We start from the raw sequence: 13,019 nt of genomic DNA on the forward strand, positions 1-13,019 counted from the left end.
CATATCCTGATGCGTGTAAGCGCCGGAAGGAAGGAAGTTTTTGAGCGCGCATTGAAATCTCTGCACGAACAAACTTACCAAAATATAAATTTGTTCATTTCTTACGACGACGATTCCTGTAAAGAATTTATCCCAGAGTATTGTTTCAGTATTAAAGTTGAGCCTAATCATTCTTTAGGACAGTTTTTTTACAATGATTATTGTAACGTATTAAAATCGGAAATCGAAACCGTAGACAATCGATGGTTTTTCTTTTTGGACTGTGACGACTATATCGCTCAAAAAAATTCAATTGAAGAAATCGTGAAAGATTTAAGAGGTAATGCATGGCAGGCTGTCGTTTGCCAAATGAGTAGAGACAATGGCAAAATTAAACCTTCCAATGAATTGATATCTGCAAAAAAAGTTGAAAGCGGACGCATTGGATTGCCATGCTTAATTCTGCGTGCGCAGTACAAAGATTCTCTGAAAGTTGGTGTTACTGAAAATTCAGATTATGAGTGGATTAAGGCAATTACCGACAGCGTTGCTACGAAATTTGTGAAAAAAGTTTTAGTTCATTCACCTAAAAGAAGTTATGGAAAATGAGCAACATTGAAAACATAAAAAAGTTATTGGATGAGTTGGAATTACCACAACAGGTAATTCCACGTATCGGAGTTGCCATTACAGAGCACAATCGGTATGATGTCTTCAAAAAATCCTATGTTGAAATAAAAAAACATCTTCCGCCTGGTGCATTTCTGGTAGTTGTCGATGATGCAAGTAGCACGCCTGTAAAAGAAGCTACTTTTCGGTTCAACAAGAATGTTGGCATCGCGGCAGCTAAAAACAAATGCATTGAGCTGCTCATGAACGCCGATTGCGAGCATTTATTTTTGTTCGACTCAGACACTTATCCTTTGTGCTCAGACTGGTGGAAGCCTTACGTTGAATGTTCTGAACCGCACTTAAATTATATTTTTAAGGATTTCGCGACCGGTAAAAAATTGAATGACTGTGATGAAATTTACCAAAATGATGAAATTATAGCTTACAATCATGTTCGTGGATGCATGCTTTACTATCATCGTTCAGTAATTGAAAAGGTTGGCGGGATGGACACCATTTTTGGTAAATGGGGGTGCGAGCATGGTAATTTATCGGACAGGATTCACGTTGCCGGACTTACTTCTTTTCGTTATATGGATATAGTAAATAGTTCCGGGCTTTTCTATTCTGCTGACGAACACCAGGCGGTATCATCGACGGTAGAGAAAAAAGAACGCGATAAACTATTACCGATAAATCTGAATTTATACGATGAAAGGAAATTCAAATCCTATTATTTTCCATACGTAGAAAAGAAAAACGTGTTGATCTGTTGCTACTTTTCTGGTGTTCACGATGCGCAAAGAAATCTGGAGTGGAAAACTGATTCTGCTGTTTTGGATCCGCTTATCAAAAGTTTGAAAAACACGAAGCTTATTGTGCTGCACAATTGTTTTGATTTACCGAACACCGATAATGTCGAATTTGTAAGAGTATCATCAGTTGTTAGTCCATATATCCAGCGTTGGGTTTCTGTTAGGAAATGGTTGATGGATAACCGAAAATCTTATGAGAATGTTTTTTGCATTGATTCAACCGATGTAGAAGTTTTAAGAGAACCGGCGTGGGATAGACTTAAAGATGCAATTTGGATGGGCGACGAAAATGATTTGGTTGGCTGTAATTGGCTGGTGAAAAATCATCGAAATCCAATTCTACAGGATTTCTTCAAGAACAATTCACAGGAAATTTTATTGAACTGCGGTGTGATCGGCGGCAGTCTCGACAACATTATTGAACTATTACGGCAGGTAATTGATTTCTACGGATACAATCATCTGGATTATGGAATGACTGAAATGGGCATTTTCAATTATATATGCTACACGAATTGGCGGGATAAAATGAAAACGGGACGTGAAATAACTACGTTGTTCAAGGGGTTCGAAACTGAAAATAAAACTTCATGGTTCAAGCACAAATAAATGCCTGGCTTTTAGATGACGCCCGGGATTATCTTTCGGGTGTTTCGCTTTACGCAGAGGTGAAGTTCAATCATAATATTATGGCTTTCTTTCGCCGCAAGCAGACGCCGGCGCATATGAAGAAATTGATTTATGAGTTAGGGAAATTTTCGGATGTTCAAACGCCATTGCCGGACGTGAATTCAGGGGAAAAAGTTAATGCTACGATAAATGAAGTTGTGGAGCAATTATCAGAACAGGAAAGCTTGAAGGATAAATTGCTGTTCGTTGATCTTCCTCCTGAATTACGTCCGGTGCTGGCGGAAAAAAACCGATTGTTTTCGGAGAATTGTTTACTGAAAGTGACTTTAAACGAATTGCCGGATGATGCTGTCGATCAGGCTTATGATATTCAAGTGAAGATTGAAGCGAATTGGAAACGAAATGCCGCGTGTTGGAAGCAGCTTGACTATTGGAAAGAACATAGAGCCGTACCTACTATCGAAATTACTGATTTTGAAAAGATGTCTCCTGAAGCGAAGCTTCGTAGGCAACAGCAATTGTTTGCGTCGATATCCAAATTGAAGAAAAGAATTATAGGATATGAATCGGGGTTGAAGTCTGAGACAACTGTCAGGAATATTACAAAATTGAAAAAAGCATTAGCTAAATCAGAATTAAACCTGATCAGGCAGGAAAGTGACTTGAATGTTTTAACAGAAATTATTGAACGGAAACATGAGTAAGAAAAGGGAAATGCGGGTTATAAACCGTGACGAATCAAATTTTGATAAGATCCTGGCTTATTACATCAATCCGGAGGAATTTCCATTGTCTGAAACGCTCGATGATATGCGCAAGCGTTGGGTTGAGATTTTTACAATGCGCGTAAATGGTTTTACAAAAACGATGATTGTAAAGATTTGGGAAAAAGAAAAGGGGCTATCGCAGGCGCAGGCATACGTCGATATCCGTAATAGTTTGAGCCTTTTCGGAAATATTGATAAAACTGAAAAGTTGGGTTTTCAATCGATTTGGCTGCAGTGGGCTGAAAACTACATGCTGCGTATGCGTCAAAAAGGGAATGACAAAATGGAAGGTTTTATGCTGAAATTATTGCGGCCTGATGATAAAGATGATCAGTTAGAATTTAACCCGGAAAAGTTGGAAAATGTCGAATTGCAATTAAATGTTCCAAAAGAAGTCATCGACCTGATCAAAAATATGACAAAAGCCGGCGTTCAGGATTTTAATAATTTCAACGCTGTTGATGTTGAGTATACTGATGTGCCAGATGATACCGAACAGTAAAATTAAACACATTCAGCTTACCATCCCGCAAGCTGCTGCTACTTTGAATGAATCGAAAAAGAAGTTTTTTGAGTGGGGTCGTGGTGGTGGAAAATCTACAATTATAGGTTATTTTGTCCGAAAAATTTGTTACTCAGATGCCACGCGCATCTTTCTTTTTGGCGGGAGTTACTTATTCGCAAATTCTATCCAGAACGCTGCCATCAACTATTGAAGGCCTTGAAATGTTCAATATTTTTCAAGACGTAGACTACGTTATTGGCAGGTCAGGGAAACGACACGGATTCGAAATGCCTTATCAACCTCCGAATCAGTGGAACAATATTATGCACTTTTCCAATGGGTCGATTTTTCAATTAGTTTCACAGGATAATCCAAATAGTGGACGTGGTTTGAATAGTTACGGTGGTGCGGCGGATGAATCTGCCTTGTTGGATCCGGAGAAACTTTATAACAATGTGCAAACGACCAATCGGGCACAAAAGGAAATATTTAAAAAGTGTTCGATGTTGGGCAGCGAAGTTTACGCTTCTTCCACACCAATTACAAAAAAAGGAAAGTGGTTTATTGAGCAGGAAAAGAAGGCAGCGTTCTAACCGAAAGGCTATTATTTTTCCAAAGCCAGCGCACTCACCAATCCGTATCTGCGAAAAGAATGGTTCAAAGAAATGAAGGATGCAGCGCCGTCCGCACTGATTTATGAGGCTGAGATTCTCAATATTCGCCCGAAAGAAATAACAGACGGGTTTTACGCTAATCTAAATCCGGAAAAGCATTATTACACAGATTATAATAACGGCTATCTGGAGACAATCGGGGTAGTGGGTCATAAAGAAAGCTTTAACAGTAACCAGGATAATGATGTGTTAAGCAATGCGCCGCTTATTGTATCTGTTGATTTTGGGGTGTTCAACAGTTGCGTTGTCTCCCAACTACAGGGTGATAAATATCGGGTGCTTAAATCATTCTGGGTGAAGTCGCCTAAGCTGTTGGATGATCTTTTTATCGAACAGTTCTTGCCTTACTATGCACCACATAAAGAGAAAAGGATATATCTGTATGGTGGGCACGACGGTAATAATAAGCTACCGAATAGTAGCCTAACATTGTTCGAGCAGGTAGAATCGGTGTTGCGTGCTCACAAATGGGTTGTTGCTACTATGACACGTGGCGCAGCTGTTACTCATTATGATAAGTACCTTCTTATTAATGCTATGCTTAAACGGTCGCAACCTAACCTTCCATCAATCCATATCAATGAACACAACAACCCTGACCTAATCATTGGACTCGAGCGCGCTGAAGCAGTCGAAGGATTGGCTGGTGTGCAAAAGAACAAGAAGGATGAGCGCAATGCGAAGATACTACAGCAGCATACCACTCACTTACCTGATGCCTTCGACATACCGCTGGCAGCGATGTTCAATGATATCTTTAAGGGTAGTCGCAACAAACACTTGAACGAAACCCAAATCAGGATTTCGTAAAATCATTTTCATATATCGGTCATTTTAACTTATGGAAAGTGAAAAAAAATTAAGGGACAGGCGTGGTTTTCTGTTAGATAATATAAATTTTTATTTGAAAAATTGATTTAAAAAATTGATTTAAAAATACTTGCGTTAAAAAATAGTATAATCACGAGTAATACCAGATCGATTTTATGCATAAATAATCTGTCCTATTTTAAAAATACAGCTTCGCGCACTTTTGAAGTATGCAAACAGGACATCTGACTTTAGTTGAAGCTATAAAAATTATGCAACTGCGAGACAAATCAGGTGCGCCATTTCCATTCGATTTAACTTACAGAACTTTCAACACACAATCTAAATCCGGCGGAAAATTGAAATCATATTCCGGCGCGAAGTACTTGCCAGAAAAAAACCCGAATGCAATTCATCAGGATAACATTTTCAACATTCTGAATCCAATAAAAACGGAACGTAACCCGCGTCACTTCGCGAACCGAACCAGAAACATTGAAATTTCCGACGGCTCTGTGAGAAAAGTTAGGATTGATTTCATCATCACCATCAATAATCAACAAGTCATTTACTAATGAGCGATACAAAATTCATCGGCGAAATCGCCATTTCCGAGTTTTCGAACGGGCAAAATATTTTTTCGTTCAAAAACACTACCGAAGTAAAAGGTGAATCCTCAGTCACCACGGTAAAAATTGACACAAAAGAAAAAACAGGTGTTATCGCTTCATGGGGAGTCGCGAACAATACGCCACAGCAAGTTATTGCTGCAGTTAAAAAGAACGGTTCTGCAACCAGAGCGCTTGACTTAAATATAAAATCTCACTACGGCAACGGAATTATTTTGCACGAAGAAGGCCAGGCAGATATTGATGGAAAAAAACAACCGAAGCTGCTCAATATTTCGGACTACCCAGAGGTAAAAGCTTTCTTCACCAAAAGCCAAATCAGTCGTTTTGCAAAAGAACTGATAACCGACCTCGAATGGTGGTCAATCGCTTTTCCTGAATATATTCTGTCAAACGATTTCAACAAAATCAATCGCGTAAAACGTCAGAAAGCCGCATGGTGTCGTTTCGAAGCGATGAATCCGGATACAGGGCTAGTGGAAAACATCTACATCTCGCAAAAATTCGGCATCACTTCGGTAGACCCTACATCCGAATTTGTTGCCGTCATACCTGTGATTGATAGTTACTGGCTCGGCGGATGAAGTAAAAGAATATTGTAAAGCCAACAAAATCTACAAATTCATTCGTCCGGTATTTTATCCACTGCTTGATGAAGCATACTATCCAGAATCGCCGTGGTTATCAATTACGAAATCCGGCTGGTTAGAAATTGCAAATTCAATTCCTGAATATAAAAAGGCACTTTTCAACAATCAGGTAAACATCAAATATCTTATTGAAATCGACGAAAGATATTTCCACAACGTTTACGGAAAAACTGAATGGGCAGGGTTCGACGCGACCGTTAGAATTAATCACAGAAAAACTATCATCGACGCAATAAACGACTCCCTTTCAGGTAACACAAATGCCGGAAAGTCGATACAATCGATGATGTTCCAGGACGAAAACAACGCACAGGTTTCCGCCGTAAAGATTACCGCCATTGATGACAAGCTAAAAGAAGGTGTGTATCTTCCGGAAGCGTCCGCCGCCAATTCGGAAATACTTGTTGCATTTGGTGTAGATGCCACATTAATCGGTGGTGCAGGTATTCCGGCGGAAGTCTGGGAGCCGGTTCAGGTTCCGACAAACGGGAAGCCTTCACAATTCTTTCGGCTTTAAAAAAATATAGTCGCGATACTACGCTCGAACCAATGGAATTTATTCAGCAATACAACCAATGGCCGGAGATAATCAAATTCAATTTTGAAAATACAATCCTGACCACGTTAGATAAAAATCCGACAGGAACTCAAAAAGCAGCATCATGATAATCGATTCAGTTGAAGATTTAAAAAAATACGTACCGGTTGCCGAAAACTTTACGTTTGAGACATTCGAGCCGTACATCGAAAAAGCTGTAAATGCTTACACGTCAAAGTATGTTGGAAATTTGCACAAATTTCTAAAGCTACCTAGTGAAGCAGACGCCGAAAACGCCGAAGTTAAAAACGAAGCGCGCAAACATTTGGCGTCTGCCATCGCCAACTTCGGTTACTTTCTGTTCACACCATTTAATTCAATCACGATGGATGCTTCCGGTATGCAAAATATCGAATCTGCATCGAGAAAACGGATTGAAAACTGGCAACTAAATGACATCCGCCGCGAACTTTTACGTTCCGGACACGAAAGCATGGCAGCTTTTGCTCAAGGTTTTGGAAACAACGCCGGATGCATTTCCTGATTGGCAGGCAAATTACAGCACAATCAACGCCGATTTATTGGTTTCATCGACAGCGACTTTCGATAAATACTATAATATTTTCGAATCGAGACAAACATTTTTGGCTTTAATTCCTACAATCCGACAAGTCGAAGACCAGTACATCAACACTTTTCTTTGCTCAGAACTTATCGAGCATTTAAAAAGTACATCAATTAGTGAACCATCGCAAAAACAGGTTAAGGTTTTTCTCCAAAAAGCAGTTGTAGCTTTCACGATTTCAAAAATTTATGACGAAGGACTTTTCCTTCTAGACGCGTCAGGACTTCGTTTAAAATACGATACGCTGCCATACGAACAGGCGAAAATTCCTGATTACGGGAAACAAGCTGACCAGATTTCAAGAGCGGTCGCAAAACAAAATGACAATGGACTTTCGTATTTGCTAAACGCAAAAGATATCATCAAGGCGGATTTATCAAAGTTCGACCAGTGCGAAATTGTGTTCATCAACGAAGCAAAATCAGAAGCAAGCTTCCAACCATACAATACAAAAAGCACACTCGGATTATAATGTCCTATTAAATAGTTTCGGTCTATAGCATTTTTACATCATGATTAAAGCGTCAAACAATCCATTTTCAGAAAAACCTATCATAATCGGTAGCATCAATCAGGACAATATAAAGAAGGAAATCGTCATCGACTGTCCGGAAGATCCAACGCCTGAAAATTTTGCTGAAATCATCAATGGACTAAACCCATTTACAGTAAACGAAAGACAATTATACTCTTTTCGTGCAATCGCAGACATCAACACCACATACATAATTGAAATTCTAAACCGTGGAAAAGGAAATTATGGTATTGGCGGTAGCGCCCTTATCGCATCTGATATAAAAATTTCAAAATCTTTTACCAAAACTGATGAAGTTGAAGAATTAGATTCAACACAAGTAATAATACTTCCCGATACTACATCTTCCGTTTCGTCAGAGTTAAATAATCTATCGCCTGCCATTGAAATTCAGGGTCAGGAAGATGGTTACGTGATAGTGAAAATCAGGATAAATGGAGTTGGCTCAAAATATTTATTTACAGGATCTTCCGGAACTTATGGTGATGGCGAATTACAAACCACAGAAAGTGATTTCGAAGTATTGTCTGCAAGTAATAACGCTGCTATTTTGAAGTCTGAAAAAGGCGTGAAAAACATTTCCATTTTTGGAGGAAGTGGAGTAATTGATAATTATAATCTCACGAAAACAGTAAACTACCGTATTGGCGGCGGAGTTGAATCTATTGGTGGTTTTACTTTTGATTTGTATTTTCCATACTATGTTGGACAAGAGGTTACGTTTTTAAATGTCCAGAATGATCCTGTAACTTTTCTTCATAATTCCGGTCTTGCAAGCTGTAAACTTTTTCTTGTTGGAAGCGCTCCGTACGTCGTAAAAAAAGGCGAAAGTATTAGGTTTCAAATTGCGAATACACTTAGGGCGTATCAGATAGGTGTGGAAAGAAGTTCTGAAGAAGCTTCAACAACAGATGATTTGACTGAAGGCTCGGAAAATTTATATCACACACCAGATCGTGTGCTAAGTACTCCTTTAACGGGTTTTACTGATGCTATCGGTGGTGCTGTGTTGTCAACAGATCAACTGCTCGCTGCAATGGGAAAATTACAAGCGCAGATTAACGCTCTATCTGGCGGCGGCGGCGGTGGTTCTGTATTGCGTACAATCCAAATAGATTGCATGAAAACTATAATGTTACCTGGAAATGATCATATATGGTCAAATTATCAAGCTTGGGGCGCGGATGGATTTTGGTTTGATTCTACAAGTAATTCGATTTCAACATTTATAAGTGCGTTTTCCAATGCCTTACAACCTTTTTTCGTAGCCGATAATGATGTGATTTTGAAAAGTATTGTTTTGATGAAAACTAATACAAGTAATTACTCTCAACCTTTTAGATTAATAGTATTATCAATGAATATGCAAACAGGTGTTTACTCCGTATTATGGGATGGGATTACGCCGAGCACTGATTCTACAAATTACAGCATCATAGTCGATACAACATCGGTGACGACAGTTGCGCCTAAAGGCAATAGCTTATTTTATGCTATGGCAAATAACTTCGCCGCTACGATGTCTGGATTTAGCCTAGTTAAATTGAACGTAGCATTAACATTTGAAAACGTATAATATATGTCAGAAGAAAAAAATTTTACCGCTCCGGAAGTTATTCAATCGATACCACAGAAAATGATTCCGTTTAAGAATTTGCCCTTTGAAGATAAGCAAAATGTATTGCCGGTACTTTTAAGATTAAAAGAACTTGCGCACAAGCAAGTGGTGAATTCATTATTTTCTGATTACGGCGAAGGAGATGAAATACCGCAGGCAATTTTGGATGAAAAAGTTAAGCTTGAGGCTGAATATAAAAAGGATGTTGCAAGAACAAAACGACACGCTAAAGCCAATTCATAAAGATGATAAATATCGCATTAAAATATACTCCTGATGGAAGTTTACTAATTGGACTTCTTATTGTTTTTACGCTTGATCTAATTTTCGGCATTACAAAGGCAACCATGCTTAAGACAACTCGAACTTCTGAAGGTTTTAGGAAAACGTTTAACAAATTTACTCAATATGGTGGTTCTATTATTATTTCGATGGTGTTGCTAAATATAAAGGGAGTAAGAGAAACTGATTTCGGTCAACAATGGTCGCCTTTCCTAGGTGATGCTATGATCTACTTTATGATTTATATTGAAGTTGTATCAATATTTGAAAATATGGAGGCTACAGGGAAGGATGGGGATTTCGTGAAATACTTTGTGCGGCCAATCAGGCGGTTAATTACTTTTCAAATTAAAAATATTTTCGCTGATGGCGGGAATGTTATTACAAAATAACATGAAGTATATTAGAATATTCCAGGCGCAGAACGGCCTTGTTCCTGATGGTATTATCGGGAAGAAAACACTTCGAAAAATTCAGGAAGTATACAGCATCCCGACTGATGCGTCACTGGCCAACTTCGTCGCTAATGCGCACCATGAATCCGGAGGCTTTCAGGTGGCAGTTGAAAATCTCAATTATTCGGCAGCCGGATTACTGGCCACGTTTCCAAATTATTTCCCAACGATGCTTAAAGCGAAAGAATATGCCAGGCGCGATGAAGCAATCGCAAATGTTGTTTATGCATCCCGAATGGCTAATGGTCGCAACAAAGCGGCGATGGGTTTAAATTCCGCGGGCGTGGTCTATTGCAGACTACCGGCAGAAACAATTATCGCTTGCTGGGGGATTTTCTAGGCGTTGACCTTATCGCGAATCCTGATTTGGTTGCTGAAAAGTATTTTTTTGAATCAGCAGTGTTTTACTTCAGGTCGAATAATCTATTCGAAATGGCGTCGTCTGTCGATGATGCTGCTATAAAAAAGGTGCGTAAGGCTGTGAACGGCGGTTACAACGGACTTGATGAAGTGAAATTCCTCGTGAAAAAATATTATCAAATTTTAAAAAATTAGCCATCAACAACAACGAGCAAAATCTCCGGGAGTTAAATCTAACAAAAGCACTCACGCTTTTTGAACTGGAATTGCATCCGGAGAAAACAGAATTATTGCGGGAACTCGGAAAAACAGTTCTTTCAATCGCATTACTTAAAAAGCAAATAAACCGAAATGTCACAAATGATTTCGAATAAACGTCCAAAAAAATACGCTATAAAGCTTCCGCAATCGTGGAATGAATTGTCATATATGCAAATCGGAAAAATTGCATTACTGATTAATTCAGGCGTAACAGGTGATAAATTCGATATAAAGCTATTCCATCTTTTGTGCGATTGTAGATGGTACCAATTCAGAAAAGCCTGGGCAATTTTTAAAATTCGGTTGAATGTTAAAATCAGCGAACTACGAACATTCTTCGAGTTCGTATATGGAGAAAATGATCGTACCATCTTTCCTGATTTTATTGCTGGGTTGAACGGCCCATGGATAAGATAACCAATCTTTCGGCAAAAGAATATGCCGTTGCCGACGATTTGCACATTAAATTCCGCGCGACAGGTAATGTCGAATTATTAGAATATTTGGCTGCAACACTATATGTTGCTGTCAAAAATCCACGTCCGGCGTTCGACAAGAACAATCTTCATACTGCTGCACTGCAATTTAAAAACATTCCGACTGAAACGTTGATGGCTGTAGAACTCACGTGGGCAGGTTGCAAAAATCACCTTGCGAAAAAATTCAAATATGTTTTTCCAAAAACCACTTCTAAAAAATCAAAGATACAGGCAAATCAATCCGGGTTTGGAAAAACAATTCTTTCTGTCGCAGGAGGCAAATTCGGAACTTTTGAAGAAACCGAAAACACCAACATTTATACTTTAATGGAAGAACTGGACGAAATATTAAAACAGGCTAAAAATGGAAAGAAAGGTAACGCATAGCGCCATTGTAGAGTTTCATAAACAGATTGCAGCAGCACATATTGGAATTAACGGATTCTACCGATTTAATGTAGCAGAAATTGAAGGCAAGTTTCGTTCCGGTGTGGGGAAGCCTGCCTTGTTGCTTGAAAGTCATTCTGCGGAAATGGAGTCGTCAACGAAAAGCGTCACCAACTTCAACGGACGTTACATTTCATTCATGCTGTTGGATTTCGTGAAGGTCAATGATTTCGAAGGTGAAAACGAAGTGCTGGATAGGCTTGAAAATATTGGACTTGATATTTGTGCTTATTTGGTTGAGCAACACAAAAAGCACGGTTCCTGGTTGTTCGGATTATTCGACGTTAATAATTTCAGGATGGAAAAAGTGGGGCCTATTTTCGATAATATGTTTGGATGGAACATTCTGTACACAATTAAAAACCACGAATCAATGAAAGTAGATCCTGAAAAATGGGTGTGGCCTGTCGACTCCGAATAATTTGTCCTATTGTGTATTTACGTGTTTATATAGATTTGATTCAATTAATTAATAACAAAAACTTTTTATTATGAAAAACTTTAAATTTTTGATGTGCGCATTTGCGTTATTCTTTCTTTGTTCAACAATCTGTCATGCATCCACGGTTCACCGATGTGCAGAAGAAAACAGCAATCACAAAAGCACCTTCTGACATTTCTGTGAGTTGTGTCGTAGTTACACCCGATGCTGTACAGATCGGGTACACTTCACATTTCAGTGTCAAATCTAAAATCAATGAGTCGAAACGAGTTCTAAAGATGCTAAAATCGCCATCTTCAACTGCCGCAATTTCGATTGATAGAATTGCACTGAATAAACGCAGGGAGTTACAGGTTTTTAAACCCGGTAAAGTTATCGCCTCGAAAGCCACGAAAATCTGTATCCCAGAAAATTGCAAAGGATTACGATTATGTTGATTGCTTTAGAAACAAAACCACGCAGACCGCGTGGTTTTTTTATGTCCTATTTTCAGCCTCATCGCTACGATACTTTAGCTTAAAATTAAATCAATGACAGGCGCAATCGACACGATAATGTTAGAAAAGAAACTTGGAAACGCAATGGCTTCCAAATTTCGTGTAAGCTTAAAATCCGCCATCGCGCTTACCCAAAAAAATGTTGTTTCCGGAAAATCCAAAAAAGCTACAGCGCTTCCGAGATTCAGGAACAATCACCTCGAGCGAATCACGATGAAGATGCCATATTATGTTTATCCAATCCAACATTATGGCATTGAAGGTAGTAAACGCCGCAGCATCAACTCCAGAATAAAACCTACCGATGTGCTGAACATTGCCTTAAAACAAGGTCAGCTTACTAATGAACTGGCAGACGGCATCGCCGATATCAGAAGCGAAGAAGTTGTCACAAAAATCTCATTCTAAA

General features: G+C 38.9%; 20 protein-coding genes. 19 read left to right on the forward strand and 1 reads right to left on the reverse strand.

All coding sequences use genetic code 11. The features are described 5' to 3' along the window. Nucleotides 1-9 precede the first annotated feature (9 nt). From ACSLFW_RS11415 to ACSLFW_RS11500, 18 genes are all read left to right on the forward strand, one after another. Entirely contained in the window at nt 10-588 is a 579-nt protein-coding gene (locus ACSLFW_RS11415) for a glycosyltransferase (protein WP_436557440.1), read from the forward strand. Further along, the gene (locus ACSLFW_RS11420; protein WP_436555847.1) at nt 585-2,015 is read left to right on the forward strand and encodes a glycosyltransferase family 2 protein; all 1,431 of its coding nucleotides are present in this window, start codon (nt 585-587) and stop codon (nt 2,013-2,015) included. The genes ACSLFW_RS11415 and ACSLFW_RS11420 overlap by 4 nt, the downstream gene beginning before the upstream one ends. Continuing rightward, on the forward strand, nt 1,997-2,740 hold the full coding sequence (locus tag ACSLFW_RS11425; protein ID WP_436555848.1) for a hypothetical protein: 744 nt from the start codon (nt 1,997-1,999) through the stop codon (nt 2,738-2,740). Before ACSLFW_RS11420 ends, ACSLFW_RS11425 begins: the two co-directional genes overlap by 19 nt. Continuing rightward, the gene (locus tag ACSLFW_RS11430; RefSeq protein ID WP_436555849.1) at nt 2,733-3,305 is read left to right on the forward strand and encodes a hypothetical protein; all 573 of its coding nucleotides are present in this window, start codon (nt 2,733-2,735) and stop codon (nt 3,303-3,305) included. The genes ACSLFW_RS11425 and ACSLFW_RS11430 overlap by 8 nt, the downstream gene beginning before the upstream one ends. 113 nt (nt 3,306-3,418) lie before the next feature. Further along, nucleotides 3,419-3,901 carry a hypothetical protein gene (locus ACSLFW_RS11435; RefSeq protein ID WP_436555850.1) on the forward strand — a complete coding sequence of 161 codons (483 nt, stop codon included), beginning with the start codon at nt 3,419-3,421 and terminating at the stop codon, nt 3,899-3,901. 72 nt (nt 3,902-3,973) lie between these two features. Next, nucleotides 3,974-4,792, forward strand: a complete 819-nt coding sequence (locus ACSLFW_RS11440) for a hypothetical protein (RefSeq protein ID WP_436555851.1) — start codon at nt 3,974-3,976, stop codon at nt 4,790-4,792. A 272-nt stretch (nt 4,793-5,064) separates the two neighbouring features. Then, entirely contained in the window at nt 5,065-5,367 is a 303-nt protein-coding gene (locus tag ACSLFW_RS11445; protein ID WP_436555852.1) for a hypothetical protein, read from the forward strand. Continuing rightward, a complete protein-coding gene (locus ACSLFW_RS11450; RefSeq protein ID WP_436555853.1) occupies nt 5,367-6,005 on the forward strand; it encodes a hypothetical protein in 639 nt (212 codons plus the stop codon). The genes ACSLFW_RS11445 and ACSLFW_RS11450 overlap by 1 nt, the downstream gene beginning before the upstream one ends. Continuing rightward, nucleotides 5,980-6,588: a hypothetical protein gene (locus ACSLFW_RS11455; protein ID WP_436555854.1), complete on the forward strand. Its 609-nt coding sequence runs from the start codon at nt 5,980-5,982 to the stop codon at nt 6,586-6,588. Before ACSLFW_RS11450 ends, ACSLFW_RS11455 begins: the two co-directional genes overlap by 26 nt. 145 nt (nt 6,589-6,733) lie before the next feature. Next, complete coding sequence (locus ACSLFW_RS11460; RefSeq protein WP_436555855.1) at nt 6,734-7,153, forward strand: DUF6712 family protein; 420 nt, start codon at nt 6,734-6,736, stop codon at nt 7,151-7,153. Then, complete coding sequence (locus ACSLFW_RS11465; protein WP_436555856.1) at nt 7,062-7,706, forward strand: hypothetical protein; 645 nt, start codon at nt 7,062-7,064, stop codon at nt 7,704-7,706. Before ACSLFW_RS11460 ends, ACSLFW_RS11465 begins: the two co-directional genes overlap by 92 nt. 40 nt (nt 7,707-7,746) lie before the next feature. Beyond that, complete coding sequence (locus tag ACSLFW_RS11470; RefSeq protein ID WP_436555857.1) at nt 7,747-9,345, forward strand: hypothetical protein; 1,599 nt, start codon at nt 7,747-7,749, stop codon at nt 9,343-9,345. A 3-nt stretch (nt 9,346-9,348) separates the two neighbouring features. Beyond that, the gene (locus tag ACSLFW_RS11475) at nt 9,349-9,630 is read left to right on the forward strand and encodes a hypothetical protein (RefSeq protein WP_436555858.1); all 282 of its coding nucleotides are present in this window, start codon (nt 9,349-9,351) and stop codon (nt 9,628-9,630) included. A 2-nt stretch (nt 9,631-9,632) separates the two neighbouring features. Continuing rightward, nucleotides 9,633-10,061 carry a phage holin family protein gene (locus ACSLFW_RS11480; RefSeq protein ID WP_436555859.1) on the forward strand — a complete coding sequence of 143 codons (429 nt, stop codon included), beginning with the start codon at nt 9,633-9,635 and terminating at the stop codon, nt 10,059-10,061. 1 nt (nt 10,062) lies between these two features. Continuing rightward, nucleotides 10,063-10,464, forward strand: a complete 402-nt coding sequence (locus tag ACSLFW_RS11485) for a peptidoglycan-binding domain-containing protein (RefSeq protein ID WP_436555860.1) — start codon at nt 10,063-10,065, stop codon at nt 10,462-10,464. Then, nucleotides 10,446-10,679: a hypothetical protein gene (locus ACSLFW_RS11490; RefSeq protein ID WP_436555861.1), complete on the forward strand. Its 234-nt coding sequence runs from the start codon at nt 10,446-10,448 to the stop codon at nt 10,677-10,679. Before ACSLFW_RS11485 ends, ACSLFW_RS11490 begins: the two co-directional genes overlap by 19 nt. A gap of 470 nt (nt 10,680-11,149) precedes the next feature. Then, entirely contained in the window at nt 11,150-11,611 is a 462-nt protein-coding gene (locus tag ACSLFW_RS11495; RefSeq protein ID WP_436555862.1) for a hypothetical protein, read from the forward strand. Next, complete coding sequence (locus ACSLFW_RS11500; RefSeq protein WP_436555863.1) at nt 11,589-12,092, forward strand: hypothetical protein; 504 nt, start codon at nt 11,589-11,591, stop codon at nt 12,090-12,092. Before ACSLFW_RS11495 ends, ACSLFW_RS11500 begins: the two co-directional genes overlap by 23 nt. Before the next feature lie 121 nt (nt 12,093-12,213). Here the strand turns inward: ACSLFW_RS11500 and ACSLFW_RS11505 are convergent, their stop codons facing one another. Then, nucleotides 12,214-12,531, reverse strand: coding sequence for a hypothetical protein (locus ACSLFW_RS11505; protein WP_436555864.1), 318 nt, complete (start codon nt 12,529-12,531; stop codon nt 12,214-12,216). Nucleotides 12,532-12,643: 112 nt separating this feature from the next. On the opposite strand from ACSLFW_RS11505, the gene ACSLFW_RS11510 reads away from it, so the two are divergent. Further along, a complete protein-coding gene (locus ACSLFW_RS11510) occupies nt 12,644-13,018 on the forward strand; it encodes a hypothetical protein (protein WP_436555865.1) in 375 nt (124 codons plus the stop codon). The last annotated feature ends 1 nt before the right edge of the window (nt 13,019 follow it).

This window comes from Flavobacterium sp. 3HN19-14 (assembly GCF_051373205.1).
Classification (GTDB): Bacteria; Bacteroidota; Bacteroidia; order Flavobacteriales; family Flavobacteriaceae; genus Flavobacterium.

What these genes read in the sequence shown, in the direction of transcription:
- ACSLFW_RS11480 (WP_436555859.1), top strand. Translation starts at nt 9,633, where the DNA reads ATGATAAATATCGCATTAAAATATACTCCTGATGGAAGTTTACTAATT.
- ACSLFW_RS11430 (WP_436555849.1), top strand. Translation starts at nt 2,733, where the DNA reads ATGAGTAAGAAAAGGGAAATGCGGGTTATAAACCGTGACGAATCAAAT.
- ACSLFW_RS11465 (WP_436555856.1), top strand. Translation starts at nt 7,062, where the DNA reads ATGACATCCGCCGCGAACTTTTACGTTCCGGACACGAAAGCATGGCAG.
- ACSLFW_RS11440 (WP_436555851.1), top strand. Translation starts at nt 3,974, where the DNA reads ATGAAGGATGCAGCGCCGTCCGCACTGATTTATGAGGCTGAGATTCTC.
- ACSLFW_RS11500 (WP_436555863.1), top strand. Translation starts at nt 11,589, where the DNA reads ATGGAAAGAAAGGTAACGCATAGCGCCATTGTAGAGTTTCATAAACAG.
- ACSLFW_RS11495 (WP_436555862.1), top strand. Translation starts at nt 11,150, where the DNA reads ATGGATAAGATAACCAATCTTTCGGCAAAAGAATATGCCGTTGCCGAC.
- ACSLFW_RS11475 (WP_436555858.1), top strand. Translation starts at nt 9,349, where the DNA reads ATGTCAGAAGAAAAAAATTTTACCGCTCCGGAAGTTATTCAATCGATA.
- ACSLFW_RS11485 (WP_436555860.1), top strand. Translation starts at nt 10,063, where the DNA reads ATGAAGTATATTAGAATATTCCAGGCGCAGAACGGCCTTGTTCCTGAT.
- ACSLFW_RS11425 (WP_436555848.1), top strand. Translation starts at nt 1,997, where the DNA reads ATGGTTCAAGCACAAATAAATGCCTGGCTTTTAGATGACGCCCGGGAT.
- ACSLFW_RS11470 (WP_436555857.1), top strand. Translation starts at nt 7,747, where the DNA reads ATGATTAAAGCGTCAAACAATCCATTTTCAGAAAAACCTATCATAATC.
- ACSLFW_RS11415 (WP_436557440.1), top strand. Translation starts at nt 10, where the DNA reads ATGCGTGTAAGCGCCGGAAGGAAGGAAGTTTTTGAGCGCGCATTGAAA.
- ACSLFW_RS11510 (WP_436555865.1), top strand. Translation starts at nt 12,644, where the DNA reads ATGACAGGCGCAATCGACACGATAATGTTAGAAAAGAAACTTGGAAAC.
- ACSLFW_RS11450 (WP_436555853.1), top strand. Translation starts at nt 5,367, where the DNA reads ATGAGCGATACAAAATTCATCGGCGAAATCGCCATTTCCGAGTTTTCG.
- ACSLFW_RS11445 (WP_436555852.1), top strand. Translation starts at nt 5,065, where the DNA reads ATGCAACTGCGAGACAAATCAGGTGCGCCATTTCCATTCGATTTAACT.
- ACSLFW_RS11460 (WP_436555855.1), top strand. Translation starts at nt 6,734, where the DNA reads ATGATAATCGATTCAGTTGAAGATTTAAAAAAATACGTACCGGTTGCC.
- ACSLFW_RS11420 (WP_436555847.1), top strand. Translation starts at nt 585, where the DNA reads ATGAGCAACATTGAAAACATAAAAAAGTTATTGGATGAGTTGGAATTA.